A 25,391-nucleotide genomic window follows, 5' to 3' on the forward strand; every position below is an offset into this window, starting at 1 on the left:
GCGGAACACGAGTTCGCCGGGCACCTTCTCGCTGAGGGCAGCCAGAAGAAGGTGACAGGTGTCAGGGTCGCCAGATCCGTTCGCCCGCGCGGGTGAGCACGATGTTCGGCACGACGGCATGGGTGGAGAGCCGGGTGAGGGCGAGTACCAGTTCGGCGACGTCGTCGGTGGTGAGCATTGGTTCGCGGGCGAGCGCTTCGTGTGTCCACTGTGTCATGTCGGTGTCGACGAAGCCGGGAGAGATGGCCGTGGCGGTGACGTGGTGGGATGACTCCTCCAGTGTCACCGTCTCGCACAACGAGATCAACGCGGCTTTGCCGGCGGCGTAGGCGGCCAGGCCCGGCTCGCCGGCGACGCCGGTGATCGAGGCCAGCGCGACGATCCTGGCGCCGCGCAGGGGAGCGGTCGCCGCCGCTTCGCGGAGGAGCGGGAGGGTCTGCTGTATGAGCAGGAACTGGGACCGGAGGTTCACGGTGAGCGTCAGGTCGTAGAGCTTCATCGGCATCTCGGCCACCGATCCCCGGGTGCCCACACCCGCGGCCAGCACGAGTAGGTCGAGGTGGTCGAAACGCGTTGCGTGCGCGGCGGCCAGCCGGCGCGCGTCGTGCTCGTCGGCGAGGTTGGTGACGACGATGTGGATCTCCGCGCCGAACGCGCGCAGTTCGTCCGCCGCGTCGAGCAGCCCGGGTTCCCGCCGGGCGGAGACGGTGAGGGCGTAACCCTCCTGTGCGAGTCGCCGGGCGATCTGGCGGCCGATGCCGCGTGATGCCCCGGTCACGAGCGCCGTTCGAGTCCTCATGCGACTGTTCCTGTCGTGCGTAGCCCGGCGTCGACCAGGGTGTGGGCGGCGCGACCCACCTTCTCGAAGCCGGTGCCGACGGTGGCGCCGGCGAGGTGGCGCCGGTGGATGCCTTCGGCGATCACGGCGAGCTTGAAGTAGCCGAGGGCTCGGTAGAAACGCAGGTCGCCGATGTCGCGACCACTGGTCTCGGCGTAGCGCTGGGCGAGTTGGTCGGCGGTGGGGAACCCGGGGTTCGCACTGGGCGCGTGCCGGACCCCGAGCAGCGGCCGGGTCACCGGGTCCCAGTACGCCTGGAGGAGACCGAGGTCGGTGAGCGGATCACCGAGCGTGGACATCTCCCAGTCGACGATGGCGACGATCCAGCCCAGGTCGTGACGGTCGAGGATGGTGTTGTCCAGGCGGTAGTCGCCATGCACGATCGTGGCGATCCGTTGCCGGGGCAGGATCTCGACGAGCCGGTCGTGCAGGACGCGCAGTCGTGGCATGTCGCGGGTGGCCACCCGTTCCCACTGGGCACGCCAGCGCCGCAGCTGCCGTTCGAGGTAGCCGTCGGGCCTGCCGAAGTCGCCGAGCCCGATCTTGTCGTAGGGGATGGCATGGAGCGCCGCCAGGGCGTCGGCCAGCGCTCGGCCGCAGCGAGCGGCCACGTCCTCGCCGATGCGTTCCGCATCGTCGCCGTCGCGGAGCACCCTGCCCTCCACGTAGGACACGACGGAGAAGGGGACGCCGAGCACATCGGCGTCCTCGCAGAGCGCGACCGGTGCGGGCACGGGAACACCGGAGCCCTGCAGTGCCGCGACGACCCGGTACTCGCGTGCCATGTCGTGTGCGGTCGGGGTGAGTGGTCCCAGAGGCGGGCGGCGCAGCACCCAGCGGTGCCGGTCGTCGGTGACGAGGTAGGTGAGGTTGGACCTGCGGCCGGTGATGAGCTCGACGTGGACGTCGCCGCCGGCTTCCGGGACGTGGTCGTGGAAGTAGCGGCGCAGGGCCGGTAGTTCGATGCCGGGTGGTGCCTGTGCGAGTGTCATCGGTCGCCTTCCAGGCGCTGGGCCGCGGTGCGCAGGACCCGTCGTGCGATCGCCCAGCGGTGCGTTTCGGACGGGCCGTCGTAGATGCGGAACGGGCGCACCTCGCGGTACAGGCGGTGCAGTGGGATGTCGTCGGAGACGCCGAGGGCACCGCAGATCTGCAGGGCGCGATCGACCACGCGGTTGACAGCCTCGGCGACGAAGGTCTTGGTGATGGCGGTGATCTGCGCGGCCGGGGCGCCGATGTCGAGTTCCCAGCAGGCTTTCAGCACCAGGGCGCGGCTGGCTTCGATGTCGATCTCGTTGTCGGCGATCAGTTGCTGGGCCATCCCGAGTTCGCCGAGACGCGTACCGAAGACCTTTCGGGTGGCGGCCCGGTCGATCGCGATGTCGGCTGCCCGACGTGCCGTACCCAGCCAGCGCATGCAGTGGGTGGTGCGGGCCGGACCGAGGCGGACCTGGGCGTGGCGGAAGCCCTGGTCGACGTCGCCGAGCACGGCGTCGTGCGGTACCTCGACGTTGTCCAGGATCAGCTCGGCGTGGCCGCCGAAGAAGCTCTCGGCCATGGTCGGTATGTCACGCAGGCGCCGAAAACCGGGCAGGCCGGCGTCGACGAGGAACATCGTCGCGCCGCCCTGGGAGCCGGGCTCGCCGCTGGTGCGGGCCATGAGGATGGCGAAGGCGGCACCGACCGCACCGGTGATGAACCACTTGCGCCCGTTGAGCAGCCAACCGGCGGAGGTGCGTTCGGCGGTGGTGGTGAGCGCGGCCGGGTCCGAGCCCGCTCCTGGCGCGGGTTCGGTCATCGCGAAGCACGACCGGACGGCCCCGGTCGCGAGTGGACGCAGGTACCGCTCTCGCTGCCCGGCGGTGGCGACCTGCTCCAGCAGGTGGACGTTGCCCTCGTCGGGGGCGGCGCAGTTCAGTGCGAGCGGACCGAACAGGGAGTAACCGGCCGCCTCGAACACCGGTGCGCGGTCGCGCATACCGAGACCCAGTCCGCCGTAGCGCGAGTGGACGTGCGGGGCGAACACCCCTGCCGTACGCGCCGCGTCCTGGAGAGTGAGGCGCAAACCTTCGGCGGCGTCGTGGGCGCGACCGTCGTACTCGGCCTCCACCGGCAGCACGACGTCCCGCACGAGCTCCTCGGTGCGGCGCGTGGTCTCGGCCACGGCGGCGTCGAGTTCGAAGCTGGTCGTCACCCCGCTCTCCCTCACTCGCCGACGAACCGTGGCGCGCGCTTGCCGAGGAAGGCGGCCGCACCCTCGGCGAAGTCACGGGTGCCGAACAGGGCGAGCTGCCCGGCGCGTTCGGCCTCCAGCGCGGACTCCAGGCCGCCCAGCGACGTGGCGTCGAGCGCCCGTTTGATCTGCGCGTAGGCCGCCGTCGGTCCGGACGACAGCCGTTCGACGAGCGCGTCGACCTTCTCGTCGAACCGGTCATCGGGAACCGCGGCGCTGATCAGCCCCCAGTCCTCGGCGGTGCCGGCGTCGATCCGTTCGGCGAGCATCGCCATCCTGGTGGCCCTGGCGCGTCCGATGGACGCCGGTACGAAGGCGGTCGCACCGCCGTCGGGCATGAGGCCTACGCCGGTGAAGGCCAGTAGGAAGTAGGCGGACTCCGCGGCGACGGTCAGGTCGGCGGCCAGCGCGATCGAACACCCGACGCCCGCCGCCGCACCGCGCACGGCCGCCACGACCGGAACGGGCACGGTCCGGATCGCCCGGATGAGCCGGTTCGCCGCCTCGACGGTCTCCGTGTCGGGCGACTGGTCCGGGTTGACCTGGTGGAGGTCCGCGCCGGAGCTGAACGCGCGCCCCGCGCCGGCGAGCACGATCACCCGTGCGGCCCGGTCTTGGGCCTCGTGTTCGATGGCGGTGGCCGCGTGCGCGAGCATCTCACCGGTGAGCGCGTTGAGCGCGTCCGGTCGGTTCCAGGTGATCCGCAGGACGGCACCCGTCTGCGCGGTCCGGACGGTCGGTGTGGTCACGGTGGGGGCCTTTCACCTTTGGGCGGGAAGCCTGACGATCGCTGTGTTCGCCGCGGCGCGGTGGCCTCGCCCCGCCGTGCACGGGAGAGGCGAGGCCAGGCGGGCTCGGCCGGTTCAGGCGCCGGGCCGGTTCGCGGTGGGGATGGTGATGAGGGTGGCGGTCGGTGAGGCGCCCTTGTTGAGGAAGAGCATCGCGAGCGCGCGGATGAACTGGTCGAACAGGTAGAACCCGGCTGGCACGATGGGGATCAGCCCTTCGCGGAAGGCGATGTAGGCGGGCCATCCGGCGTGGATGAGGGCCGACGCCCCGTAGTCGCGGGGGAGGTGGAGCCAGTCGCCCACCTGGTCACTGAGCACGTAGCGCACGAACTCGTTGAGGAAGCCGCGGGTGACGCCCATGTCGATCTGCGCGGTGAGCCCGAGCAGGTCCTCGGCGAGTTCCCTGCCCTCGACCGAGGGGGTGAGGATCGGGGTCAGCACCTGCGCCGACTGCGCCTCGGCCGCCGCCCAGGTCTGGGGGATGAACTCTTCCCGCACGCCCAGCAGGTAGATCGCGACCTGCCAGGAGTGGAGGAAGGCCTCCTCCTCCGCGGCTGTCATCGGCACACGCCATTCCTTCAGCTTCTTGTGCGCGAAGGTGCCGAGGCTGTGGAAGGTGACGAGGATGTCGCCGTTGCTGATCGGCAGCCTGTTCGGCTCGTCCGCGACCGCCTGCCAGTGCGGCGACCTCGGCAGCAGACTGCGCACCGCCGCGTGCACCAGGCGGGTCTTGTTGGCGGTGACCACGAACTGGCCGGACGGCTCGAAGGCGTTCAGGTCGCTCAGGTCGTAGCCGAAGGTGAACGTCTTGGCGGCGCGGTCCTGCATGTTCGCCCCGCCCGCGGACCAGTAGACCGACTTGGCCTCACGCGGGATGACCGTGCTCATGATGCCGCTGCCGAGGCCGTACAGCATGAACAGGTACGTGTCCTTGCGCCGGTTGAAATCCGCGGCCAGGCGCAGCTTGGCGCGGTCGGCCCAGGACGGGAGCTTGTTGACCTTCTGGAGCCAGGTCGCGAGGTTCGCGGGCAGGCCACCGGGCAGCGCGTCGTTGTTGTCGACCCAGGACCGCAGCGCGGTGTTGACCGCCGGGACCTGGCCGGTGCGGAGGAGGTCCGCCAACAGGGCGTCCACTTCATCGTCCCAGGCCCACCACGGATCCGCGGCGGCCGCGGCCGCACGAGGTGCCGCGAGCGCCGAGGTGGCACTGGCCACGCTCACCAGGCCGAGTGCGGCCCCGAGCGACAGCATGTTCCTTCTGCTGAGATCGCGCATTTACTTACCTAGCTTCCTCGGTAGGCTTTGGATTTCGCTTCCGCCACTTCCAAGCAGATAGCTGACCGTACACAGGTTGATCGAAGACGAGAATCTTCGTTAACATAATGGCCCGAGTTGCTCGTCGGCAAGAGACCCGCGTCGCAGCGGGACCGGTCCGCCACACGCCAGAGGAGTCGCATGACCACGGAACAGGCCCGGACACCGGCGCTGCCGACCACCACGAAGGCGACCTCCCGCCCGGCCTGGGTGACGGACGAGCTGGTCGCGCGGTGGTGTGGGTGGGTACGTCGAGACCCGACCCGCGAGGGTGAACCGGTCACCGCCCTGGCGCCCTACGACCTGTCGCCGACCGCGTCGGTCCCTTCCTGCGTCCCTGAGGATGTCTCGGCTGCCGCCGCCGGCGCCCGGGCGGCACAGCGGGACTGGGCGAGCACGTCGTTCGCGCGTCGCGGCGAGATCGTCCTCGCCTTCCACGACCTGCTGTTGGCGCGGCAGGAGCAGGTGCTCGACCTGATCCAGTGGGAGACGGGCAAGGCGCGGTATCACGCCTGGCAGGAGGTGGCGCAGGTCGCGACGATCGCCAGGCACTACGCGCGCCGCGCACGCCGCTACCTGACTCCGAAACGTGTGCGTGGGATGGTGCCCGGCCTGACGAAGGTGAGGGAGGTGCGGGTGCCGAAGGGAGTCGTCGGCGTCATCTCTCCCTGGAACTATCCGCTCTACCTCGGGGTCGGCGACGTGTTGCCGGCGCTCCTCGCCGGCAACGCGGTCGTCTCGAAGGCGGACTCCCAGACCCCGCTGACCCTGTTGTGGACCCGCGCACTGCTGGCCGAGGCGGGGCTGCCGGACGACCTGTGGCAGGTCGTGACCGGGTCCGGCTCGGTGGTGGGGACCGCCCTGATCGACGCGGTCGACTTCGTCTGCTTCACCGGTTCGACCGCCACGGGCCGTACGGTGGCGGAGCGTGCCGCGCGGCGGCTGGTCGGCGTGTCTCTGGAGCTGGGTGGCAAGAACCCGCTCATCGTCCGTGCAGACGCCGACATCGCCGCCGCGGCGGCCGGCACGGCGGTGGCCGCGTTCGCCAACACCGGGCAGATGTGCATCCACGTCGAACGTGTCTACGTGCACCAGAAGGTGTACGACGCGTTCCGTGACGAGCTGGTGCGGGTGGCCAGATCGCTGCGGGTGGGCCAGACGTACGACTACGACGCCGACATCGGGTCGCTGGTCTCGTCCGCGCAGCTGGCGGCGGTGGAGGCACACGTCGCGGACGCGGTGGGCCACGGGGCGACCGTGCTCGCGGGTGGCCGTGCCCGTCCGGATATCGGTCCACTGTGTTACGAGCCGACGGTCCTCGATGGCGTCACGCCCGAGATGGCCGTCTGCGCGGAGGAGACGTTCGGGCCGGTGATCTCGCTGTACTCCTACGAAGGCGACCCGGTCTCGCTCGCCAACCAGGGCACCTATGGGCTGTCGGCGTCGGTGTGGTCGCGGGACACGCGGGAGGCCGAACGAATGGCCGGACGCATCCGGGCCGGCTCGGTGAACATCAACGACGGCGCGGCGGCCGCGGCGGGCAGCGTCGAGGCCGGGATGGGCGGCATGGGCGACAGCGGCCTCGGCCGACGCCACGGGGTCGAGGGAATCCTCAAGTACACCGAGAGCCAGACCATCGCCATCCAGCGACTCATGCCACTGGGCCCGCCACCCGCCTCCTCCGCGGAGAGCTTCGTCCGCAGCACCAACCGACAGCTGACCCTGCTACGCCGCCTGGGAATGCGGTGAGTGACACGTTGCCCGAGTACCACAGATTGGAACCCGCATGACCAGTGCGATCCCTACCGGACGGTCGTTGTACGAACCTGATCACGAGCTGCTGCGTGACACGGTGCGTGCGTTCGTCGACAAGCACGCGGCGCCGCACGTGGAGCGGTGGCGGGCGGAGGGGAAGGTCGACCGTGCGTTGTTCGAGGAGGCGGCCAGGGCGGGAATCCTCGGCTTCGGCATCCCGGAGGAGTACGGCGGTGGCGGCATCACCGACTACCGCTTCAACGCGATCATCGGTGAGGAGTTCTCCCGCGACCCCGTGTCGGACGGCCTCGCCTGCGTGGCGCTGTCCAACGACATCGTCATTCCCTACTTCACGGATCTGACCAACGATGAGCAGAAGGCGCGTTGGCTGCCTGGTATCGCGGCGGGGAAGCTGGTCGTCGCGGTCGCGATGACCGAGCCGGGGACCGGGAGCGACCTGGCCGGCATCGCCACCACCGCCGTGCGCGACGGCGACGACTACGTGGTCAACGGCAGCAAGGTCTTCATCTCCAACGGGCAGAACGCCGATCTCGTGGTGACCGCCGTCCGGACCGGGCCGGACCGGCACCGGGGGCTCAGCCTGCTGGTCGTCGAGGCCGACCGGGACGGCTTCTCGCGTGGTCGCAACCTGGAGAAGATCGGTTTGCACGCCCAGGACACCAGCGAGTTGTTCTTCTCCGACGTGCGGGTGCCCGCCGTGAACTTGCTCGGTGAGGAAGGGTCGGGTTTCGCGGGGCTGATGCGCAACCTGCCCCAGGAACGGATCTCCATCGCGGCGAACGCGGTCGCTTCCGCCGAGGGGGTGCTGGAGCGCACCCTGGACTATGTCAAGCAGCGCAAGGCGTTCGGGCAGCCGATCGGTTCGTTCCAGAACACGCGTTTCGAGCTTGCCGAGATGGTGACCGCTGTCCGGGTGAGCCGCGGATACATCGACGACTTGTTGGCCAGGCACGTTCGAGGTGAACTGTCCGCGGTGGACGCGGCGGCGGCGAAGTTCTGGACCACCGAGCAGTACGTGAACGTCGTCGGGCGGTGTCTGCAGCTGCACGGCGGCTATGGCTACATGCTCGAGTACCGCATCGCCCATGACTACCTGGACTCGCGCATCACCACCATCTACGGCGGCACCACCGAGATCATGAAGGAGATCGTCGGCCGCGACCTCGGCCTGTGAGGTCGCGGCCGACGCTCAGACCCGTGCCGACGCCTGCCTCTGGTCCTGGTCACGCAGCTGACCCTTGACGACCTTGCCGCCCGCGTTGCGGGGCAGGCCGTCGACCGCGACCAGGTCCTTGGGCATCTTGAACGAGGCGAGCCGTCCCTCGAGGAACGTGACCAGTTCCCCGAGGGACAGCTCGGCTCCCGGCGCGAGGGAGACGAACGCGACCGGCACCTGACCCCAACGCTCGTCAGACCGCCCGATCACGGCGACCTCCAGCACGGCCGGGTGTTCGGCGATGACGTTCTCCAGCTCGGCGCAGTAGATGTTCTCCCCACCGCTGATGATCATGTCTTTCTTGCGGTCGACGACCCAGACGAAGCCCTCGTCGTCCTGTTTGACCAGATCGCCGGAGTGGAACCAGCCGCCGGTGAAGGCCTCGGCGGTCTCCTTCGGCTTGTTCCAGTAGCCCTTCGTCACCGTCGGTCCCCGGTAGACGATCTCGCCGACCTCGCCGGGCGCGACGTCGTTCATGGCGTCGTCCACGATGCGGTACTGGAGCGTCGGGATCGGCCGGCCCACGGAACCGAGCTTGCGCAACGAGTCCTCGCCACGCAGCACGCAGGTGATCGGCGAGGTCTCGGTCTGGCCGAACACCGCCACGTTCACCGCGTCCGGGAAGCACTCGGCCATGGCACGCAACGTCGCGTCACTCGCCGGCGCGGCACCCCAGCTGATGATCCGCAGCCTCAGGTCACGCTTGTCGATGTCCGGCTGCGCGCAGATCAGGTCCCACTGCTGCGGCACGTTGAACACCACCGTGGCGCCCTCACGCTCGTACGCGTCGAGCACCGCCTCCGGGTCGAACGCTCCCAACGGGTGGATCACCGTGACCCCACCGACCAGGAAGTTCGCCACCATCGAACCCAACCCCGCGATGTGGAAGAAGGGCGCGGTCAGGAAACCGACATCGGAGTCGTCGAAGATCTCCATCGCACGAACACAGGTAAGCGCCTGCAGCTGCATGTTCCGATGGGACAGCAACACCCCCTTCGGTCGCCCCGTCGTACCCGAGGTGTACATCACCAGCGCCGTCGACTCCTCACTCACGTCCGGCAGCTCCATCGGCTCGTGCGCGGCCAGGAACTCCTCGTACGCGACGTGGCCGTCGACCGCGTCCGACTCGCCGATGACGATCACCGTCCCGATCGACCCGGCACCCGGCACCGCCTGAAGCAGCGGCAACAACTTCGCGTCCACGACGACAGCCGACGGCGCACAGTCAGCGAGGATGTAGTCCAGCTCCAACGGCGCGAGCCGGAAGCTGAGCGGCACGGCCATGGCCCCCAGACTGTTCGCCGCCAACACGCTCTCCACGAACCACGGGTGGTTCAGCGTCAACAGCGCTACCCGGTCACCATCGACCACCCCCCGGTCCGCGAGACCGGCAGCCAGCCGCAACGACCGCCACGACAACTGCGCCCAGGTCGTGGTCTCCCCGAGATAGCGCAGCGCGGGCCTGTCCGGCCGCATCATCGCGTGCGTGGCCGCGTGCGCCATCCAGTGGTTGCGGAAGGTCCATGCGGGCGCCGACTGGCTCGTCATTGGGCCACCTCTCACTGCGGTTCTGTGCGTTCGCGGCGTCATTATGCCGGGTCACCCGACCGGTTGAGAAGCACTAAGTTAATCGGAAATCACGCAGCTGCCGTGCCGTGCCGATCTGTTCCGTGGTTCACTGACGCATGGCCGTGATCCCTCGTGCAGCCGCCCGGCTGTCATGACGACCGCCGGGCCGGCCGCGGCCGTCCGGCCGCGCAACCGCAGGACGCTTGTCGTCGAGGCAGCCGGCCGGCTGTTCAGCGAGCGCGGCTACCACGCGGCGTCGATGGAGGAGATCGCTTCGGGCGTCGGCATCACGGCCGCGGCCCTGTACCGGCACTTCCCGAACAAGTACGCGCTGTTCGCCGAATGCGCGAACGTCATGGTCGACCGGCTCGTCGCCGCGCTCGACGAGATGCCGCCCGAGGCACCCCTCATGGACGTCCTCACCGCCGTCACCCGGGTCACCGTCGCCCACCGTGACACAGGCGGGATCTACCGCTGGGAGGCCCGCTACCTCAACCGCGAGGACCGCGCGGTGCTCAAGGCCAAGTTCGCCCACGTCGTCGCACGCGTGACCAGCACGGTACGCCACGAGCACCCGCTGCCCGACGCACACCTACGCGCCGCGGCCGCCCTCGGGGTGATCGGCTCCATCACCATGCACCGCACCTCCATCGCCCAACGCCGAGTGGAGGACCTGCTCCTGGCCTCCGCCACACGTGTGGCCGCGACCGACCCGACGGCAGCCGGCACCGCACGCCTCGTAGACGTGCCCACCCCGCCCGTGCCGCGCACCAGACGCTCAGAGATCCTCGCGGCGGCGATCCCACTGTTCGAACGCGATGGGTTCGCCAACGTCACCAACGGCAGGATCGCCGAGGCCGTCGGGCTGGTCCCGTCCGCGATCTACCGCTACTTCCCCGGCAAGGCCGACATCCTCGCCGCGGCCTGCCTGCAGGCCGCGGGCCTCCTGGCCCAAGCGGTGGAACAGGGCCTGCGCGGGTTGACGGATCCGCGTGCGGCGCTGGACGCGCTGGGGGCGACCCATGTGGCCTACAGCTTCGAACACACCGCGCTCACCAGCGTCGCCAACGCCGAACTCATCGGCCTGCCCGCCACCCTGCAGCGGCCCCTGGTCATCGCGCAGCGTGAACACATCGCCTTGTGGGAACAACAACTCCGGCTGGTCCGTCCCGAGCTCGACTCGCGCCAGGCCCGGGTGCTCGTACACGCCGGCTTCGGCACGGTGGTCGAGACAGGCCGCGAACTGCGCTGGCGCGACAGTCCTGGGAACCGGGGCGCTGTCGCTGCCTTGCTCATGAGCGCGCTGGGGCTGTGAGCTGGAGGTTCTGATATAATGAAACAAGCACGGATTTTGCGTATCAGCCCTCGGAGGTGATCATGGACTCGGCGTTGTCCTCTCTCATGTCTTCCGGGGCGGAGTCCGTTCTGGAGCGGGCGTACACCGACGCCCTCGAAGGCGTCGCCGATGCGGACGAGTCGCGTGCGCGGATTCTCGACGGGGCGTACGTGCAGTTCTGCAGGATGGGTATCCAGCGGTCCACGATGGAGGATGTGGCCCGCAGGGCGGGGGTTTCGCGGATAACCGTCTACCGCCGGTTCGCCACGAAGGACGTACTCGTCGAACATGTGGTTCGGCGGGAGTTTCGGCGGTACTTCGACCAGTTCCTCGTGGATATCGAGCGCGCCGAGACCGTCGCCGATCGCGTGGTACTGGGATTCGTCAGCTCATTGCGGGCGATCCGCGGCAACCCGCTGATCGGTGGACTGATCGACATCGAGCCGGACCTGCTCGCCACCTCCGTGATCGGGGACGGCGGCTGGACCCTCGCGACGGTGCGCCAGTTCGTCGCCGGCCAGCTCCGCAGCGAGCAGCAGGCGGGCAACGTGTCCCCGGAGCTGGACATCGATCTCGTGGCCGAGCTGATGGTCCGGGTCTCCGCCTCGTTTCTCGTGATCCCGAGCCAGGTCGTCGACATCGACGACGACGAACAGTTGGCCACTGTGGCGCGACGGTTCCTGGTGCCGATGCTGGAGCCGGGCGTCTGACCGATCTCGCCGTCAATTTCTCTGTTCCCCTGACGGCCGTGTAGGCGGCGGAAGGTGCTCAGCTGTGCCCGGACAAAGGGTCCGGGTCAGCTTTCGAAACAGCTGAAAATACTTCACAGTGACCGTCCGACGTGCAGATGATACGCAACTCACATTGGCGTATCATTCCTGCCGCGGTTCACGCATAATCGGCGTGTACGTACGTTGTGAGTTCCGCGAACGAAACGGAGATCAACGATGAAGTCCGTCTCTCGCCTGCTCCTCACCGGCGCCGGGGCCGCCGTCGCCCTGGCTCTGGCGGCCGCTCCCGCGTCAGCGGCAGCCGAAGTCACGGCAGCTCCGGCGTCGGTGGCCTCCCAGGCGTGCACCTGGGAGATCACCGAAACCACGGTCAGCGGTAGCTGCTCGATAACGACTCCGCTCGGACCGATCACCAGCTCGTTCGAAGGAACGCTGCAGGCCGACAACACCGCCTCGGGCGCCCTGGCGGTCGATGCGGGCCGGCTGGGCTCGTTCGACGGCTCGTGGCACGGCGGTCCTTTCGTGAGTGGGGAAACCGCCACCATCCACTACACGGCGACCAGCCCACTCGGTACGACCAGCGGCGAGTTCGAGTTCGTCGTCCCGTGATCTGAACGAACCAGCGGCACGGTGGTCCCAACCAGTTCTGCCGGGACCACCGTGCCGGCGGTTTGTGCTGCCGATTTGCGCGACTGCGTAGCGGTCGCACGATCCCGCCTTTCAACTCGTGCGACCGCGCGGTCGCGGACAGGGAGTGAGCGATGGTGCGTACGCGGTTCTGTGAGGTGTTCGGCGTCGAGCATCCAATAGTGCAAGGCGGGATGCAGTGGGTCGGTCGTGCCGAGCTGGTCTCCGCCGTCGCGGACGCCGGAGCCCTGGGATTTCTGACCGCGCTTACCCAGCCTTCGCCGGAGGACCTCGCGAAGGAGATCGGCCGGTGTCGTGAGCTGACCGACAAACCGTTCGGAGTGAACCTGACGATCATGCCCACCATCAACCCGCCTCCGTACGCGGAGTACCGCGACGTGATCGTGGAGTCCGGGATCCCGGTGGTGGAGACGGCGGGCTTCAACCCGGCCGAGCACCTGCCCGCGTTCCGGGCCGGTGGGGTCAAGGTGCTGCACAAGTGCACCAGCGTCCGGCACGCGGTGAAGGCGCAGGAACTCGGTGTCGACGGGATCTCGATCGACGGGTTCGAGTGCGCCGGTCACCCCGGCGAGGACGACGTGCCCGGCCTGGTGCTGATCCCCGCCGCGGCGGAGCTGATCTCGATCCCGATGATCGCCTCCGGCGGGTTCGCGGACGCGCGTGGTCTGGTCGCCGCCCTGGCGCTCGGCGCCGACGGGATCAACATGGGCACTCGTTTCCTGGCCACGGAGGAGGCGCCGGTACACGACAACGTCAAGCGCCGCCTCGTGGCATCGACCGAGCGGGACACGGAGCTGATCTTCCGCTCGCTGCGCAACACCGCGCGGGTCGCGCACAACGCGGTGTCCGCCGAGGTGGTGGCGATCCTCGACCGGGGCGGCGACTTCTCGGCCGTGCGTGACCTGGTCGCGGGGGCGCGCGGACGTGCGGTCTTCGAGACGGGTGACCTCGACGAGGGCATCTGGTCGGCAGGCGTCGTGCAGGGCCTGATCCACGACATTCCCACCGTGGGTGAGCTGATCCGGCGCATCGTCGACGAGGCAGGGCAGCTCATCCGGGAGCGACTGGCCCCGACCGTCGGCCGCACGACGGCACCGACGAGGGCGGCAGGGGCGTGACGACCGGCGCTGCGCGACCGAACCGGACCGGGCCCTGAGACGCCCGAACTCCGACCCGATCCCGTGATTGTCTTGCCACGAATCGCACCTGTGGTTGGCCACCCTAAATACTGAGATCCCCAACCGCATCACCGTGACCCAGGCTGACCTGCACTGCGTCGGCTCGCCGACCATCGACGCCGACCTCATGGCCGCCGCGGACGTTCGCGAGGGTGAGCGCGGCCAGCTCGTGGAGTGAACCGGTGGACACGGGTCGACCGCGAGCGGCCGTCTCCCGGCCGACGAACTCTCGTGGTCGCCGAGCGAGGCGACTACCGGTGGCCTGACAGCGCGCAGCAAGCGGCAGAGGGCGGCCGCCGTCGGCCCATGCTTGTCAAGGCTGTCCTGAGCCGGTTACGTGACGGCACCTGGGATCCGACCCCAGTCCGAGGGCGGGAAGAAGTGGTTGGCGGACAAGCTGGTCGCTCTCGATCCGCACAAGGCCGAGCTGTGTCATCTACTGTGCCGGGCACTGAGCGCGAGGCGTGTCGTCGAGGCGGGGACCTCCTACGGTGTCTCGACGATCTATCTCGCCGCCGCGGTGCGGGACACGATCGCCGCGAGCGGGGGCGAGGGCGAGGTGATCGGCGCCGAGCACGAACCGGGCAAGGCGGCGGCAGCGCGTGAGAACCTGGCGGAGGCCGGGCTGGCGGACTATGTGGACGTCCGCGAGGGCGACCTGCGATCCCGATGGCACTGCCCGCGTTGGAACTGGTGGCGCCAAGGCGCCGTTCCTGGGCGTTGGTGGTGTGCGACAACGAGTCAGCGGCCACAGGCAGTACGCGGACTACCTCGGCTATGTCCGCGATCCCGCGGGCCCTTTCACATCGGTCACCGTGCCGGGCCGTGGCGGCATGGAGATCTCCATGAAGACTATGCAACCGGGGCTCGACAGGCGACCGTCCGGTCACCCGAGAAGAATCGTCGGATCTCCGCGGCGATCAGGGGCGTTTTGGGCATCCCGGCCGCCAGCATCCGGCTGCCGCAGTGGCGGGATACCTGAGAGATCGGGCGAGTATCCGCTTACTCCGCGGTGTTGCCTGTCGTGGTCGAGACGATGTCGTCGGCCAGTGGTGCGACTGTGTCAATGATCGTCTTCACTGTCTCGCCGGGCACGCCTGCCGCGGTCAGTGCCTCGTGCAGATGGGTGGCCACCCGGTCGAAATGGTGCCTGGCGATGCCGAGGCCGCGGTGCACGTCCTTCATCGACCGGCCTCGGTACTCGTCCGGTCCGCCGAGTACCTTCGCGAAGAACTCGACCTGCATGCCCTTCAGTCGGGCGATGTTGACGCCGGTGAAGAACTGGGCCAGTTCGGGATCGGCCAGCACCCGGTCGTAGAAGTCATCGACGACCACGATCAGTGCGTCCTGGCCGCCGATATCCGCGTAAATGCCCATGTAATCCCTCGTGTTCGAAGCAAGAGATATAATGATATGAAGATATGCAGTGCATATGACCGTATCACGGGAAGTATAGCCGAGCAGCGGAACGCCTTGTTGCGGTAGATCGCTGTCGTGAACCCTCCGCACTCGGGTCCGTGCGGGCGTCGGACGGCAGCGCCGCCGGCACGGTATGGGTCACGGGGTGTTGACATCGGTAGGCGCACGCGAGTACGTACGACAGTTGACTCCACGCTGGTTGGTGTTGGTGGCGTGTTGCCAGGCGGTGAGTTCGGTTCATCGCCCGCTGGAGGCGGGCCGGCGCGTTCTTCACACACCAGCAGCGCCAGCAGCCGCGCCGCGCTGTCGCCGGTCGCCCACAGCTCCACCGCGAGGTCCTGCTGCGTCTTCAACCGCTTCGCGACCGCACGCAGGCCCCCGGTCACGGCATAACGGACATTCGGCAAGGCCAGCCGGTTCGCCTGACGAGTGGTGTGACATCCCAACAGGGCCTGTTAATCTCCGGAACGGGTCGGGGGACTCGTGACATCTGGGGGTGTCCACATGCGGTTGCTTACCGCTGCGTTGTTGACGGCTGCCGTGGTCGTCGCTGTTCCCGCAAGTCCGGCCGCGGTGGCCGAGGCACCGGCCGCCGGCTCGACCTATACCGCGCTGTCACCGACCCGGGTGCTCGACACCCGTACCGGTGGTCAGCCGATCGGGCCCGCGAGCTCGACCTCCGTCGACCTGTCCGGGCGGGTGCCGGCCTCGGCGACCGCGGTCGTGTTCAACCTGACCGGGACCGAGCCGACCGCGAACACGTTCCTCACGGTCTCGCCGCACGGGCAGGCGCGGCCCGCGGTGTCGAACCTGAACCTCCGCGTCGGCGAGACCCGGGCCAACCTCGTGACCGTGGTCGTCGGCGCGGCCCGCGTGCTCGACCTCTACAACAACGCCGGCCGCACCCACGCCATCGCCGACCTGGCGGGGTACTACTCGACCGGCGCCGGGTCGCGGTTCCTGCCGGTGCAGCCGAGCCGCGCGCTGAGCGAGCACGTCGGACCGGGGAGCACCACGACGGTGGACCTCTCGTGGGCCATCCCGCCGTCGGCGACCGCGGTCGTGCTCAACGTGACCGCCGCCAACTCCACCGGGGACACGTTCGTCACCGCGTGGCCCGCCGGCACGACCCGGCCGAACGCCTCGACGGTGAACGTGCCGGTCGGGGCCACCAACCCCAACCTCACGACCGTCGCGGTGGGTGCCGGCCGGCTCGTCAGCATCTACAACAACGCCGGGCAGCTCGACCTCGTGGTCGACATCCAGGGCTTCTACACACCGGACTTCGGCGCCTTGTTCACCCCGCTGTCGCCGAAGCGGATCTTCGACACCCGGGACGGCACCGGGGCCTCGAGCGCGACGCCCATCAGCCAGGGGTGGCACCGGAGCGTCTCGCCGGGCGCGGCGGTGCCGGCGGAGGCCATCGGCGCCGTCGTCAACATCACCGGGATCGACCCGACGGCCGATACGTACGTCACCGCCTGGCAGTACACCAACCTCCACGGGCCCTTCACGTCCAACCTGAACCTGGTGCGCGGCCAGACGGCGGCGAACCTCGCGGTGGTCGAGATCAACGACGACGTCGGCGCGGCACGCTTCTACGCGTACAACAACGCGGGCGACACGCACGTGGCCATGGACCTGGCCGGCTACTTCTCGATGCCGAACGCGCCGTGCACACACGACTGCGCGTACGTCTGGGGCAGCAACGGTGGGTACCTCGGCGTCGGGACGCGGACGTACAACTCCATGCCGACGCCGCTGTACGGGTTGTCCGGCGTGGTGTCGGTCGCGTCCCGCACGGCGGCGCTCGACGACGGCTCACTCTGGTCCTGGGGCTTCAACGGCGCCCACAACATGGGTGACGACTGGGGCCTCACCGCGTACGTGCCGTTCCCGGTGCGAGTGCCCGGGTTCACCGGCGCCATCGCGGTCGCCGACACGGACGGCGCGGGCTTCTCCCCCACCCAGTTCGCGTTGAAGGCCGACGGGACCGTGTGGTCCTGGGGCACCGACGCGTACGGCACGCTGGGCACCGGCGGCGTGTGGTCCAACTCCGGGCGACCACAGCGGGTCTCCGGGCTCACCGGTGTCACGGCGATCGCGGGCGGTACGGCCTCCGGTTACGCGCTGCGGAACGACGGCACGGTCTGGGCGTGGGGCTGGAACAAGGACGGCCAGCTCGGCACCGGGTCGACCGCCGCGGAGTCGAACGTGCCGGTCCGGGTCAGCGGGCTCGCCAATGTCGTCGACATCTCCGCGATGGGGAACAACGCGGTCGCCATCACCGCGGACGGCAGCCTCTGGGTGTGGGGCTCCAACGCGAAAGGCACTCTGGGCAACGGCACGACGGGCGGTATCTCCCGGGTCCCGGTGCGGGTCTCCGGGCTGAACGACGTGGTCGCCGCCGACGCCGACGGCGAGAACGGCTACGCGGTACAGAGCGACGGCACGGTGTGGTCGTGGGGCTCGGGCGACTGGGCGGGCCTCGGCGACGGCAGCAACTGCGTGGACTGCGTCCGGAACGTGCCGGGCCGGGTGGACGGCATCACCGGCGCGGTCGACGTGGTCAGCCACTACAGCGGCGCGCAGGTGCTGGACTCCACGGGACACGTCTGGCTGTGGGGCTGGAACCAGAGCGGGGACGTGGGCATCCCGCCGAGCAGTGCGCCCGTGCTGCGCCCGATGCAGAACCCGTACCTGACCGGTGTCACCGTCCTCGGCGACGGCGGCCAGGCGCTGGCGCCGTGATCACAGGGCGGCAGCGATGACGAACGTCACCACGGCCGCGGCGAGCACAAGGGGTCTGCTGCACCGTTAGGTGACATCTGAGTTGGCTTGCCCAGTGGTGAACTGGGAGGATGTCGGTGTGCCCAAGCCCTAACCCCAGGAGTTCCGCGACGATGTCGTGCGGGTTGCCCGTGACCGTGAGCCCGGCGTGACGGTTGAGCAGATCGGCAAGGACTTCGGGGTCGTGGACGAGCGCGTGGTCGGCCGGATCACCGCCGACCTCACCGCGTTCTACGCCCACGCCGCGGGCAGCTCGGCCACCTGTCCGGATGCGCGTCCGGACCGCGAGGAGCAGTGACGCCCGCGGGCAGCACGACCCCGAACCAGCCGACACCCGCGTTGTCGGCGAACAAACCGCCGATGCGCCCCGAGGGCAATGGAGGTGTTGTACGCCATGGTGTTCAACGACATGGCCGCTCCGAACGTCTCGGGTGCGGCGGCGAGTGTCATGTTGACCCGCGCCCCAGATCACCAGCGCGACGACGGGCCGACCGGTCCGCGGCCCAGCTCGAGCAGCAGGGGCAACGCGGCACCAACGAGAACACGAACGGCGTTGCTACGCCAATACTTTCCCAAGGTACCGACTGTCTCGATGGGACGCTCCGGAGATCGAAGCGGGCTCCGCAGCACTGAACAGCAGGCCACGCAAGACACTCAGCTGGAAGACCCCGGCCGAAGCACCAGACGAACTGCACTCTCACAACAATAAGCTGGTCTTGCGACCACTGGTTGAATCCGGTGGTCGAGCCGCGAGGTCAGAATGGAAGACGCATCCCGGTCGAATGGTGATGGTGCCGGCTGCGGAGTCGAGAGCAGCGGTGGTGAGTGATGTCTTGCAGTGGTCGGCCATGGATCAGCCGACAACCGATTTCGAGTATCAGTCGATGACGGTGGCGAGGTAGGTGATGTCGCGACCAGTTTCGTGCCGGGCGCGCCGGCGGTGAAGTCCGACCCAGGAGATCTGGGATGCGGTGGGTCGTGTCCGGGTCGGTGGTGATGGGTCGCCACGTGCGTGGCTGGCAGGCGGCCAGGCCCAGGTCACGCCTCAACGGACGGACCAGTTCGTCAGACACCGGCTCGCCTGAGCGGGCGAGCACGGCGTGGATGCGTCGGTAGCCGTAGGTGCCGTGGTTGGCCAGCAGGACGCCGAGATGCAGATGAACGGTCCCGTCTACGGAAAACCGCTCAACCAGAACGCGCTCGACGCCCGGAAACGGCGCGGCTACAAGGGATCACCGCTGTTCAGCTACCGTGACACGCTCGAGTACGCCGTTGTGCGCCCAGAGGCCGCGTCGATCGTTTGCTATGCGTTCGCCCAAGCCGGAGGCGCCTCGGAGGATGGCTGTGAGGTAGATCCATAGGATGAAAACGTGCAGCGCGGTCTGATCAACCGTGTCGGGCAGAGCCAGCGAAAGTCGGCGACTCCCGTCTCGCAGGCGGCGAGCGCTGAAGGATGGTAAGGATTCTCCCGGTGTGGCGCGGATGTACTGCGGTGCGCTGGGCAAGACCGGGAACTGTCGGATCGGGGTGAGCGTACACGCGGTCACCGACTGGGCCTCCGCGGCGATCGACTGGCGGGTGTTCCTGCCGGAGTCCTGGGACGGTCGGCGTCGAGGTCCTCGAGGTGGATGCCGAGCGCGCCGCCGTGGCGGCAGGCGGTATCGGTGTGCAGGCGGAACAGAAGTGCGTCGAGGGCAGCCCTCGGTGACAACGGGGAGATTCGTGTACCGCCACGCCTTTCTCCGCAACGAATGTTTTCGCGACGGCGAGCGACTTGCGCAATTAGTCCGTTTCGTCCATAGGGGGCAGTGAGCCTTCGTCGGCGAGGCAGGGCGGGCCCGCCGGGTGCCGAGCGGTCTGCGGGGTGAGCGAGGTGGCAACTTGCGGTCAGCTCAGGGTCCGTACTTTGCTTTCATGTCATGGTTTGCGAGCCGGCGTTGTGATCAAACCGGTCGTTCACGGGAGGTCGCCGACGGTGGTAGCGGTCGTCTGTCAGGCAGTTCGATGCGATGTACACCGGAGTACGTTGTCGCACCTACGGAAACCAGTTCTTTCGTCCGCGGCAAGGGTTCGTGAAGAAACGCCCACGTAGGACGGCCCATGTCATTGGGAGGTGTCGGTAGTGATAAAGGTGGACATCCGGGACAAATCTCCTGTGTACGCCGCGGGCCTCATGACAATTCTGACCGAAGGGGGACTGAATGTACTGTCTGCCAAGCCAACGCTGAAGGACACGCTGTCCTGGCGTGCGGACGTCTTCATGATCGACCCCGGTCTGGTGTGCGAGGCCGAGTTCGCCGAGTTCCTCGCCACGGCCACCCGGCTCGCCCCCGTACTGCTGCTCGTCGATCACGTCGACGAGGACATGAGCACCGAGTACGCCACACTCGGTGCTCGTGGTGCCGTCAACCGCTCCGCCAGTGGTGCCGCGGTCATCACGGCGGTCAGGGCACTGGCGGACGGCGGCGAGTTCTGGACAGGTGCCGCGCCGGATCTCGAGCCGGAGCCGGACTTCCGGGACGTGGACACGTTGTCGCCCCGCGAACTGCAGGTACTCGGCCAGATCGCCCGAGGGCTCACCCACGGCCAGATCGCGAACCGGCTGGCGATCAGCACGCACACAGTGGACACCTACGTCAAACGGATCCGGTCGAAGCTGTCCATCGGCAACAAGGCCGAACTGACTCGGGCGGCTATCCTGGGAACGTTGTCGGCGGACGCCACGGGATCCGGGAACTGCTGACTCCCGTCGCGCCGGCGGCGTCACGGTATTCGCCGCACGACAGCCCGCAACACGTCCTGGTCGTGCTGGTGCACGGTCACTGTCACCGGACCGCGCTCGCCGTGTTCGGTGCTCGCCGCCACCTGCCAGGGTTTCCCCCGCACGGCGTACCGGAGGAAACACGCGTCGACCTCGATCGGCCCCCCCGGGGCCGTCATGCCCGCCTCTCGCAGTGCCGACTCCAGGAGCACCAACCCGGGAACGTGGTCGTTCCGGGCCGCCGTACCGCGCACGAACCGGTACACCCCCGGCGACATGAAACGCAGCTCGGCCTCACCTCGGCAGCGCGGAGTCCCGGAAGAGCAGGCGCTGACCGTGTACGCCAGCGCGGTCAGCTGGCCTCGACGAAGCACGGCGTTGTGGCACAACACTTCCACGCGCACGGCATCGGCAGGCGTGTCCGCCGCGGCGGAGTCCTGCCAGGACAGTCGTTCGAGAATGACGTGGTGGTCGGTGGGCACGTGGTAACCGAGGTGCGCGGCGAGGATCCCGCCCAGTCGTACCGCGTTCGCCGAGAGCATGTGGCCTGCCGGCCGGTCGTGGGGCCAGCTGATCGTGGCCTCGAACTTCTCGCCGCCCAGCTCATGCCACCCGTCGAGGACAGCCGGTGCGATGATCTCCGCCGCCGTCACCCGTGCCGCCTTCGTGCGGCGGGATCACCGAGCTCCGGTGCCTGCCATCCCGCGTCCTCGGCGTTGAACGTGGTGCCCGGCGCGACGATCTCGTCGATCCGGTCGAGGACATCGGGACCGAGGCTGACCTGCGGGGCCGACAGCAGGCCGGACAACTGCTCGGGGGTTCTCGGCCCGATGATCGCCGACGTCACCACCGGGTGTTCGAGCACGAACGCCAGGGCGAGCTCCGTCATGGACAGTCCGCTCTGCTCGGCGAGCTCTGCCAGGTCGTCCGTCACGGCCAGCTTCTCCTGGTTGGCACGCAACGACATGTCGTACCGCCGCGGCCACCGTGCGGACCGCTTCGTGTCTGGCACGGCCTTTCCGGAGCGGTACCTGCCGGTCAGCCAGCCGCCCGCCAGCGGACTCCAGGTGACCACACCCATGTCGTGGCGGCGGCAGGCCGGCAGGACGTCGGCCTCGACTCCCCTTGCCAGCAGGGAGTACGGCGGCTGCTCGCACACGAACCGTTCGGTCGAACGTCTTTCGGCGCTCCACTGCGCCTCGACGATCTGGTCGGCCGGGAAGGTGGAGCTGCCCAGATAGCGGACCTTGCCGGTCCGGACCAGGTCGGTGAGCGCGCCGAGTGTCTCGTCGATGTCGGTCATCGGATCCGGGCGGTGCACCTGGTACAGGTCGATCCAGTCGGTGCCCAGCCGCCGCAGGCTGTTCTCGGCCGCTTGGATGATCCACCGGCGGGAGTTGCCCCGGAAGTTCGGATCGGGTCCCATCGGCGCGTGGACCTTGGTACACAGCACGATGTGCTCGCGGCCGTGTCGCCGCGCGAGTGCCTTGCCGATGATCTCCTCCGTGCGGCCCGCGGAGTAGACGTCGGCGGTGTCGATGAAGTTGATCCCGGCGTCCAGCGCCTCGTCGATGATCCGGATCGAGCTGTCGGTGTCGTTGTGGCCCCATGAGCCCAGCATCAACGTGCCGAGGCACAGCGGGCTCACCCGCATCCCGGTCCGTCCGAGGTACCTGTACCGCACCCGTCACACCCTTCGTGGAGTCGGCTCGCTACTTGAGGAACCCGTTGCCGTCCGCGGGGACCACGACGATGGAGCGTGGATGTTCACCGCGCATCAACAGGCTCCTGAGCCTGCCGCGGATCAGTTCCGGGGTGACCCGGTCGGTGTCCGTGACGTGGACCGTCAGATCGAAGTACGTCTCGCCGTCGCCGTCGACGAGTACCCTCGGGGCGCTGTGGGTCACTCCCGGGATGGAGTGGGCGGCCTGTCGCACCGAGTCGAACGACACCTTCTCGCCCCGGATCACGGCGAAGTTCGAGAGCCTGCCCCGGAAGTAGTGGTACCCGTCACCGTCCACCTCGAACAGGTCGCCGGTGGCGACGATTCCGGGCGCCACCAACGACTGCCGCCGGGACTCGCCGACGCTCCGGAGCAACGCGGTGTCGGTGTGCACCAGCAGCTCGCCGACCCCGTCGACGTCCGGGGCGTTCAGGCTCGTGGCGACCCCCGCGAGCGGCAGGCCGACGGAGGAATGGCGCCGTACGGGTTCTTCGTGCGCCGAGAGCGTGCTGACCCTCGGCCCGGCCTCGGTCAGGCCGTAGGTGACATACAGCTCCGAGCCCGGCACCAGCGTGAGCAGGCTCGACACCTGTGCGGCCGCGAGCCGGTCGCCACCGACCGTCAGCATGCGCAGCCCTGGCGGGAGCCGATCCCCCCTGGCCAGCAGCTGCCGCACGATCGTCGGCGTCACCGACGAGGCCGTGATCGCGTGCTCGGCGATCACGGCGCGGTAGGCGGCGGGTGTGAACGGTGGCGCGGCCAGCACGAGCCGTGCTCCGGTGACCAGGGCGGCGAAGGCCTGCGCGACGATGGCGAACGAGTAGAACAGGGGCAGGTTGACCAGCACCACGTCGCCGGCACGCAGTCCGACGGCGGTGGCATGCCTGCGTGCGTTGCGTCGCAGTGAGATGACCTCGTGCAGACATGCGCTGAACATGCCGGAAGTCCCCGAGGTGAGCATGAGCACGTCACCGGGGCGGTACCGCCTGGTCGCCGCCGCGGCGAACCTGGCCACGGGTTGACCGCCGACCACCGCGGCCCGGTTCGTCCGGTCGACCCTGGCGCGGATCAGCGCCGCCGCGCCCACCTGCTCCGCCAGCTGAGCGAGTCGGACGGACGGCGTCGCGGGCGAGACGGCGAGCGGCACCAGCCCGCTGAGCAACGCCCCGAAATACTGGGTCAGCAGCGGCAGGCCGTTGGACAGCGCGATGATCACCGCCGATCCGACCGGCAGACCGAGCGCCGCCAGATCCGCCAGCACGGCGTCGAGGTCCGCCCCGTCGGAGTTGAGATCCGTGGTACGGGCCAGCAGCGCGGCGACGTCCTCGTACCGTGGAGCCGCCCGTTCGGTCATCGCGTCGTACCGAGCAGGACGCGGGTCAGGTCACCGGCCATGTCCGGCTCGCCGTCCCGCCCGAGCCTGGTGACCGCGCACCGCGCGTGGTGGACCTGCCCGTCCCCGTCGGTTCGCCGGTCATGGACCGCCAGCACGACGTGGGTGGCCTGGCCTGCCCGCAGCCAGCCTGCCGCGACCAGCACGGCCGGACCGACACCGGCGGGGACGCTCATCGCGAGCGTGACGCTCGGCCCCCGGAACCTCCCGGTGAGGCAGGACAGACCGGCCAGCGAACCGGGATTCGCGCCGGCGAACCGGAGTGGCGACACCCGGCCGCGAGCCGTCATGCCGGCGATCGACCGGATCGTCCGTGCGGTGCAGGTCTCGCTCAACGCCAGGATACCGACGTCGTCGGCCGCACCGTCGTGCCCAAGACTCTCGCCGCAGCTGTCCAGGGCCCGCCGCACGGCCGCGTCGACCAGCCAGGCCACCGGGTCGGCGTACAGGGACGACCTGTTGCGGCTGTACGTGTCGGGCTCGGTGGCAGTCAGTTCGGCGAAGCCGGTCATGGTGAGGTCAGTCATGGGCGTACTCGGGTCCGCTGAACAGCAGTGCCGTGTTGAAGCCGCCGAAGCCCAGTGTGAGGCTGATCCCGACCGACCCGTCGAAGCCGAGTGGTCGTCCGTCCGGCAGCCGCAGCCGCGAGCCCGGCATCGGGGTGACCAGGTTGCACACGGGCGGGACGGTGTGGTCCCGCAACGCCACGATCAGGGTGACGGCCTCGATGGCGCCGCACGCACCCAGGCTGTGGCCCAGCGCGCCCTTGGTGGCGTAGACGACGGGCCCGGCCTGGTCGGCGAACACGGCGGTCAGGCTCGCCGCCTCGACCGCGTCGTTCACGGGGGTGCCGGTGCCGTGGGCACTGACGACGGCGACGTCCGAGCGCGTCAGCCCACTGCCGGACAGACTTCGCCGGATGGCCGCCGTGACACTGTGGCCCGCGGGATCGGGTGCCGTCATGCCGTGGGCGTCGTTCGACGATCCCCACCCCCGCAGCACCGCGTGGATCGGCGCGGCGCGCCCGCGGGCCGACGCGAGTGACTCCAGCACGAGGAAGGCGGCCCCTTCACCGAGCAACATGCCGGAACGATTCGCGTCGAACGCCCGAAGCGTGTCGGCGGTCATGGTGCCGAGCGCGGAATGCCCGAGCCGTTTCGCGAGCGTCACGATGTCGGCACCGCCGCAGACACAGATCTCGCACTGTCCACTCCGGATCATCTCGGCGCCGACCGCGATGCTGTCGGACGCGGCGGAACACGCCGTGGTCACGCTGAGCGGCTCGTGTGGATGACCGATCCGCTCGGCACTGGCCGCCGCCCACCGGTAGAGCGAGTCCGCGCCTGTGTCGAGGTGGTCGCCGTAGCTCGTACCCAGCACCAGACGGACGCCGGGATCGTCCGGCGCGACCCCGGCATCGGCGAGTGCCGCACGCAACGACCTGGCACTCAGGACGAGCTGTCGTTCGGCCGGGGGCAGGTCCGGGTCCACGTCGGGCACCATGGCCACGAGCTCGCTGCGCAGCCTGGCCCGCTCGGCAAGCTTCCGAAAGCCGTGCTGTCCGTCGAGCAGTCGCTGCCACACGGCTTCGATGTCGTCGCCGAGCGGGGTCGAGAAGGCCATCCCGGTGACACACGGCGTGCTGTCGAGCCGACGACCTCTGTCCTCTGCCATGGGT

25 protein-coding genes and 2 pseudogenes are annotated in these 25,391 nt (G+C 69.0%); 14 read left to right on the forward strand and 13 right to left on the reverse strand.

Annotation, left to right across the window (positions count from 1 at the left end):
• Positions 1-61: 61 nt before the first annotated feature.
• The 5 genes from CLV71_RS44250 to CLV71_RS44270 all read right to left on the reverse strand — a co-directional run bounded on the left by CLV71_RS44250 (position 62) and on the right by CLV71_RS44270 (position 5,134).
• Positions 62-799 (reverse strand): SDR family NAD(P)-dependent oxidoreductase, encoded by a 738-nt coding sequence (locus CLV71_RS44250; RefSeq protein WP_133908970.1) that lies wholly within the window; start codon positions 797-799, stop codon positions 62-64.
• Positions 796-1,830, reverse strand: coding sequence for a phosphotransferase family protein (locus tag CLV71_RS44255; RefSeq protein WP_133908971.1), 1,035 nt, complete (start codon positions 1,828-1,830; stop codon positions 796-798). Before CLV71_RS44255 ends, CLV71_RS44250 begins: the two co-directional genes overlap by 4 nt.
• Positions 1,827-3,032: an acyl-CoA dehydrogenase family protein gene (locus CLV71_RS44260; protein WP_133908972.1), complete on the reverse strand. Its 1,206-nt coding sequence runs from the start codon at positions 3,030-3,032 to the stop codon at positions 1,827-1,829. The genes CLV71_RS44255 and CLV71_RS44260 overlap by 4 nt, the downstream gene beginning before the upstream one ends.
• A gap of 11 nt (positions 3,033-3,043) precedes the next feature.
• A complete protein-coding gene (locus CLV71_RS44265; protein ID WP_133908973.1) occupies positions 3,044-3,820 on the reverse strand; it encodes an enoyl-CoA hydratase-related protein in 777 nt (258 codons plus the stop codon).
• A 114-nt stretch (positions 3,821-3,934) separates the two neighbouring features.
• Positions 3,935-5,134 (reverse strand): oxygenase MpaB family protein, encoded by a 1,200-nt coding sequence (locus CLV71_RS44270; protein WP_133908974.1) that lies wholly within the window; start codon positions 5,132-5,134, stop codon positions 3,935-3,937.
• A 180-nt stretch (positions 5,135-5,314) separates the two neighbouring features.
• Between CLV71_RS44270 and CLV71_RS44275 the strand changes: the two genes are divergently transcribed.
• Complete coding sequence (locus CLV71_RS44275) at positions 5,315-6,922, forward strand: succinic semialdehyde dehydrogenase (protein WP_133908975.1); 1,608 nt, start codon at positions 5,315-5,317, stop codon at positions 6,920-6,922.
• A 37-nt stretch (positions 6,923-6,959) separates the two neighbouring features.
• Positions 6,960-8,123: an acyl-CoA dehydrogenase family protein gene (locus CLV71_RS44280; RefSeq protein WP_133908976.1), complete on the forward strand. Its 1,164-nt coding sequence runs from the start codon at positions 6,960-6,962 to the stop codon at positions 8,121-8,123.
• A gap of 15 nt (positions 8,124-8,138) precedes the next feature.
• Here the strand turns inward: CLV71_RS44280 and CLV71_RS44285 are convergent, their stop codons facing one another.
• Positions 8,139-9,713 carry a long-chain-fatty-acid--CoA ligase gene (locus tag CLV71_RS44285; protein WP_133908977.1) on the reverse strand — a complete coding sequence of 525 codons (1,575 nt, stop codon included), beginning with the start codon at positions 9,711-9,713 and terminating at the stop codon, positions 8,139-8,141.
• A 172-nt stretch (positions 9,714-9,885) separates the two neighbouring features.
• Between CLV71_RS44285 and CLV71_RS44290 the strand changes: the two genes are divergently transcribed.
• The 6 genes from CLV71_RS44290 to CLV71_RS50860 all read left to right on the forward strand — a co-directional run bounded on the left by CLV71_RS44290 (position 9,886) and on the right by CLV71_RS50860 (position 14,609).
• Entirely contained in the window at positions 9,886-11,049 is a 1,164-nt protein-coding gene (locus CLV71_RS44290) for a TetR/AcrR family transcriptional regulator (protein ID WP_133908978.1), read from the forward strand.
• Positions 11,050-11,111: 62 nt separating this feature from the next.
• Positions 11,112-11,780 carry a TetR/AcrR family transcriptional regulator gene (locus CLV71_RS44295; protein WP_133908979.1) on the forward strand — a complete coding sequence of 223 codons (669 nt, stop codon included), beginning with the start codon at positions 11,112-11,114 and terminating at the stop codon, positions 11,778-11,780.
• A 237-nt stretch (positions 11,781-12,017) separates the two neighbouring features.
• On the forward strand, positions 12,018-12,410 hold the full coding sequence (locus tag CLV71_RS44300; RefSeq protein WP_133908980.1) for a hypothetical protein: 393 nt from the start codon (positions 12,018-12,020) through the stop codon (positions 12,408-12,410).
• Between the two features lie 152 nt (positions 12,411-12,562).
• Positions 12,563-13,567, forward strand: a complete 1,005-nt coding sequence (locus CLV71_RS44305) for an NAD(P)H-dependent flavin oxidoreductase (RefSeq protein ID WP_133908981.1) — start codon at positions 12,563-12,565, stop codon at positions 13,565-13,567.
• 133 nt (positions 13,568-13,700) lie between these two features.
• On the forward strand, positions 13,701-13,805 hold the full coding sequence (locus CLV71_RS44310; RefSeq protein WP_243867404.1) for an aspartate 1-decarboxylase: 105 nt from the start codon (positions 13,701-13,703) through the stop codon (positions 13,803-13,805).
• Between the two features lie 159 nt (positions 13,806-13,964).
• The gene (locus tag CLV71_RS50860) at positions 13,965-14,609 is read left to right on the forward strand and encodes an O-methyltransferase (RefSeq protein ID WP_133908982.1); all 645 of its coding nucleotides are present in this window, start codon (positions 13,965-13,967) and stop codon (positions 14,607-14,609) included.
• Between the two features lie 20 nt (positions 14,610-14,629).
• Here the strand turns inward: CLV71_RS50860 and CLV71_RS44320 are convergent, their stop codons facing one another.
• Positions 14,630-15,004 carry a group I truncated hemoglobin gene (locus tag CLV71_RS44320; protein ID WP_133908983.1) on the reverse strand — a complete coding sequence of 125 codons (375 nt, stop codon included), beginning with the start codon at positions 15,002-15,004 and terminating at the stop codon, positions 14,630-14,632.
• 546 nt (positions 15,005-15,550) lie between these two features.
• On the opposite strand from CLV71_RS44320, the gene CLV71_RS44330 reads away from it, so the two are divergent.
• From CLV71_RS44330 to CLV71_RS49920, 3 genes and pseudogenes are all read left to right on the forward strand, one after another.
• Entirely contained in the window at positions 15,551-17,797 is a 2,247-nt protein-coding gene (locus CLV71_RS44330) for an RCC1 domain-containing protein (RefSeq protein ID WP_133908984.1), read from the forward strand.
• 187 nt (positions 17,798-17,984) lie between these two features.
• Entirely contained in the window at positions 17,985-18,134 is a 150-nt protein-coding gene (locus tag CLV71_RS48990) for a hypothetical protein (RefSeq protein ID WP_208298034.1), read from the forward strand.
• 224 nt (positions 18,135-18,358) lie between these two features.
• A pseudogene (locus CLV71_RS49920) lies at positions 18,359-18,569 on the forward strand (IS30 family transposase); the annotation flags it as partial.
• A gap of 22 nt (positions 18,570-18,591) precedes the next feature.
• On the opposite strand, the gene CLV71_RS50865 reads toward CLV71_RS49920, so the two are convergent.
• Positions 18,592-18,933: a hypothetical protein gene (locus tag CLV71_RS50865; protein ID WP_166664510.1), complete on the reverse strand. Its 342-nt coding sequence runs from the start codon at positions 18,931-18,933 to the stop codon at positions 18,592-18,594.
• 3 nt (positions 18,934-18,936) lie between these two features.
• On the opposite strand from CLV71_RS50865, the gene CLV71_RS44355 reads away from it, so the two are divergent.
• From CLV71_RS44355 to CLV71_RS44370, 3 genes and pseudogenes are all read left to right on the forward strand, one after another.
• On the forward strand, positions 18,937-19,197 hold the full coding sequence (locus tag CLV71_RS44355) for a hypothetical protein (RefSeq protein WP_208298035.1): 261 nt from the start codon (positions 18,937-18,939) through the stop codon (positions 19,195-19,197).
• A gap of 88 nt (positions 19,198-19,285) precedes the next feature.
• Positions 19,286-19,438: pseudogene (locus tag CLV71_RS49925) on the forward strand (transposase); the annotation flags it as partial.
• 658 nt (positions 19,439-20,096) lie between these two features.
• Positions 20,097-20,579: a helix-turn-helix transcriptional regulator gene (locus CLV71_RS44370; protein ID WP_208298037.1), complete on the forward strand. Its 483-nt coding sequence runs from the start codon at positions 20,097-20,099 to the stop codon at positions 20,577-20,579.
• Between the two features lie 20 nt (positions 20,580-20,599).
• Here CLV71_RS44370 and CLV71_RS44375 read toward each other — a convergent pair whose 3' ends face one another.
• The 5 genes from CLV71_RS44375 to CLV71_RS44395 are packed head-to-tail and all read right to left on the reverse strand — an operon-like array spanning position 20,600 to position 25,387.
• Positions 20,600-21,250, reverse strand: coding sequence for a hypothetical protein (locus CLV71_RS44375; RefSeq protein WP_133908987.1), 651 nt, complete (start codon positions 21,248-21,250; stop codon positions 20,600-20,602).
• Entirely contained in the window at positions 21,247-22,281 is a 1,035-nt protein-coding gene (locus tag CLV71_RS44380) for an aldo/keto reductase (RefSeq protein ID WP_133908988.1), read from the reverse strand. Before CLV71_RS44380 ends, CLV71_RS44375 begins: the two co-directional genes overlap by 4 nt.
• Positions 22,282-22,309: 28 nt before the next feature.
• Positions 22,310-23,674, reverse strand: a complete 1,365-nt coding sequence (locus CLV71_RS44385; RefSeq protein WP_133908989.1) for a class I adenylate-forming enzyme family protein — start codon at positions 23,672-23,674, stop codon at positions 22,310-22,312.
• The gene (locus CLV71_RS44390) at positions 23,671-24,240 is read right to left on the reverse strand and encodes a hypothetical protein (RefSeq protein WP_208298038.1); all 570 of its coding nucleotides are present in this window, start codon (positions 24,238-24,240) and stop codon (positions 23,671-23,673) included. The genes CLV71_RS44385 and CLV71_RS44390 overlap by 4 nt, the downstream gene beginning before the upstream one ends.
• Positions 24,233-25,387, reverse strand: coding sequence for a beta-ketoacyl-[acyl-carrier-protein] synthase family protein (locus CLV71_RS44395; protein WP_208298039.1), 1,155 nt, complete (start codon positions 25,385-25,387; stop codon positions 24,233-24,235). The genes CLV71_RS44390 and CLV71_RS44395 overlap by 8 nt, the downstream gene beginning before the upstream one ends.
• Positions 25,388-25,391: the final 4 nt, after the last annotated feature.

Source organism: Actinophytocola oryzae, assembly GCF_004364325.1.
Taxonomy (GTDB): Bacteria; Actinomycetota; Actinomycetes; order Mycobacteriales; family Pseudonocardiaceae; genus Actinophytocola; species Actinophytocola oryzae.

Excerpts from the sequence above, each read along its gene's own strand:
- CLV71_RS44250 (WP_133908970.1), bottom strand. The coding sequence starts at position 799 with ATGAGGACTCGAACGGCGCTCGTGACCGGGGCATCACGCGGCATCGGC.
- CLV71_RS44255 (WP_133908971.1), bottom strand. The coding sequence starts at position 1,830 with ATGACACTCGCACAGGCACCACCCGGCATCGAACTACCGGCCCTGCGC.
- CLV71_RS44270 (WP_133908974.1), bottom strand. The coding sequence starts at position 5,134 with ATGCGCGATCTCAGCAGAAGGAACATGCTGTCGCTCGGGGCCGCACTC.
- CLV71_RS44275 (WP_133908975.1), top strand. The coding sequence starts at position 5,315 with ATGACCACGGAACAGGCCCGGACACCGGCGCTGCCGACCACCACGAAG.
- CLV71_RS44280 (WP_133908976.1), top strand. The coding sequence starts at position 6,960 with ATGACCAGTGCGATCCCTACCGGACGGTCGTTGTACGAACCTGATCAC.
- CLV71_RS44285 (WP_133908977.1), bottom strand. The coding sequence starts at position 9,713 with ATGACGAGCCAGTCGGCGCCCGCATGGACCTTCCGCAACCACTGGATG.
- CLV71_RS44290 (WP_133908978.1), top strand. The coding sequence starts at position 9,886 with ATGACGACCGCCGGGCCGGCCGCGGCCGTCCGGCCGCGCAACCGCAGG.
- CLV71_RS44295 (WP_133908979.1), top strand. The coding sequence starts at position 11,112 with ATGGACTCGGCGTTGTCCTCTCTCATGTCTTCCGGGGCGGAGTCCGTT.
- CLV71_RS44300 (WP_133908980.1), top strand. The coding sequence starts at position 12,018 with ATGAAGTCCGTCTCTCGCCTGCTCCTCACCGGCGCCGGGGCCGCCGTC.
- CLV71_RS44305 (WP_133908981.1), top strand. The coding sequence starts at position 12,563 with ATGGTGCGTACGCGGTTCTGTGAGGTGTTCGGCGTCGAGCATCCAATA.
- CLV71_RS44320 (WP_133908983.1), bottom strand. The coding sequence starts at position 15,004 with ATGGGCATTTACGCGGATATCGGCGGCCAGGACGCACTGATCGTGGTC.
- CLV71_RS44330 (WP_133908984.1), top strand. The coding sequence starts at position 15,551 with ATGCGGTTGCTTACCGCTGCGTTGTTGACGGCTGCCGTGGTCGTCGCT.
- CLV71_RS44370 (WP_208298037.1), top strand. The coding sequence starts at position 20,097 with ATGATCGACCCCGGTCTGGTGTGCGAGGCCGAGTTCGCCGAGTTCCTC.
- CLV71_RS44385 (WP_133908989.1), bottom strand. The coding sequence starts at position 23,674 with ATGACCGAACGGGCGGCTCCACGGTACGAGGACGTCGCCGCGCTGCTG.
- CLV71_RS44390 (WP_208298038.1), bottom strand. The coding sequence starts at position 24,240 with ATGACTGACCTCACCATGACCGGCTTCGCCGAACTGACTGCCACCGAG.
- CLV71_RS44395 (WP_208298039.1), bottom strand. The coding sequence starts at position 25,387 with ATGGCAGAGGACAGAGGTCGTCGGCTCGACAGCACGCCGTGTGTCACC.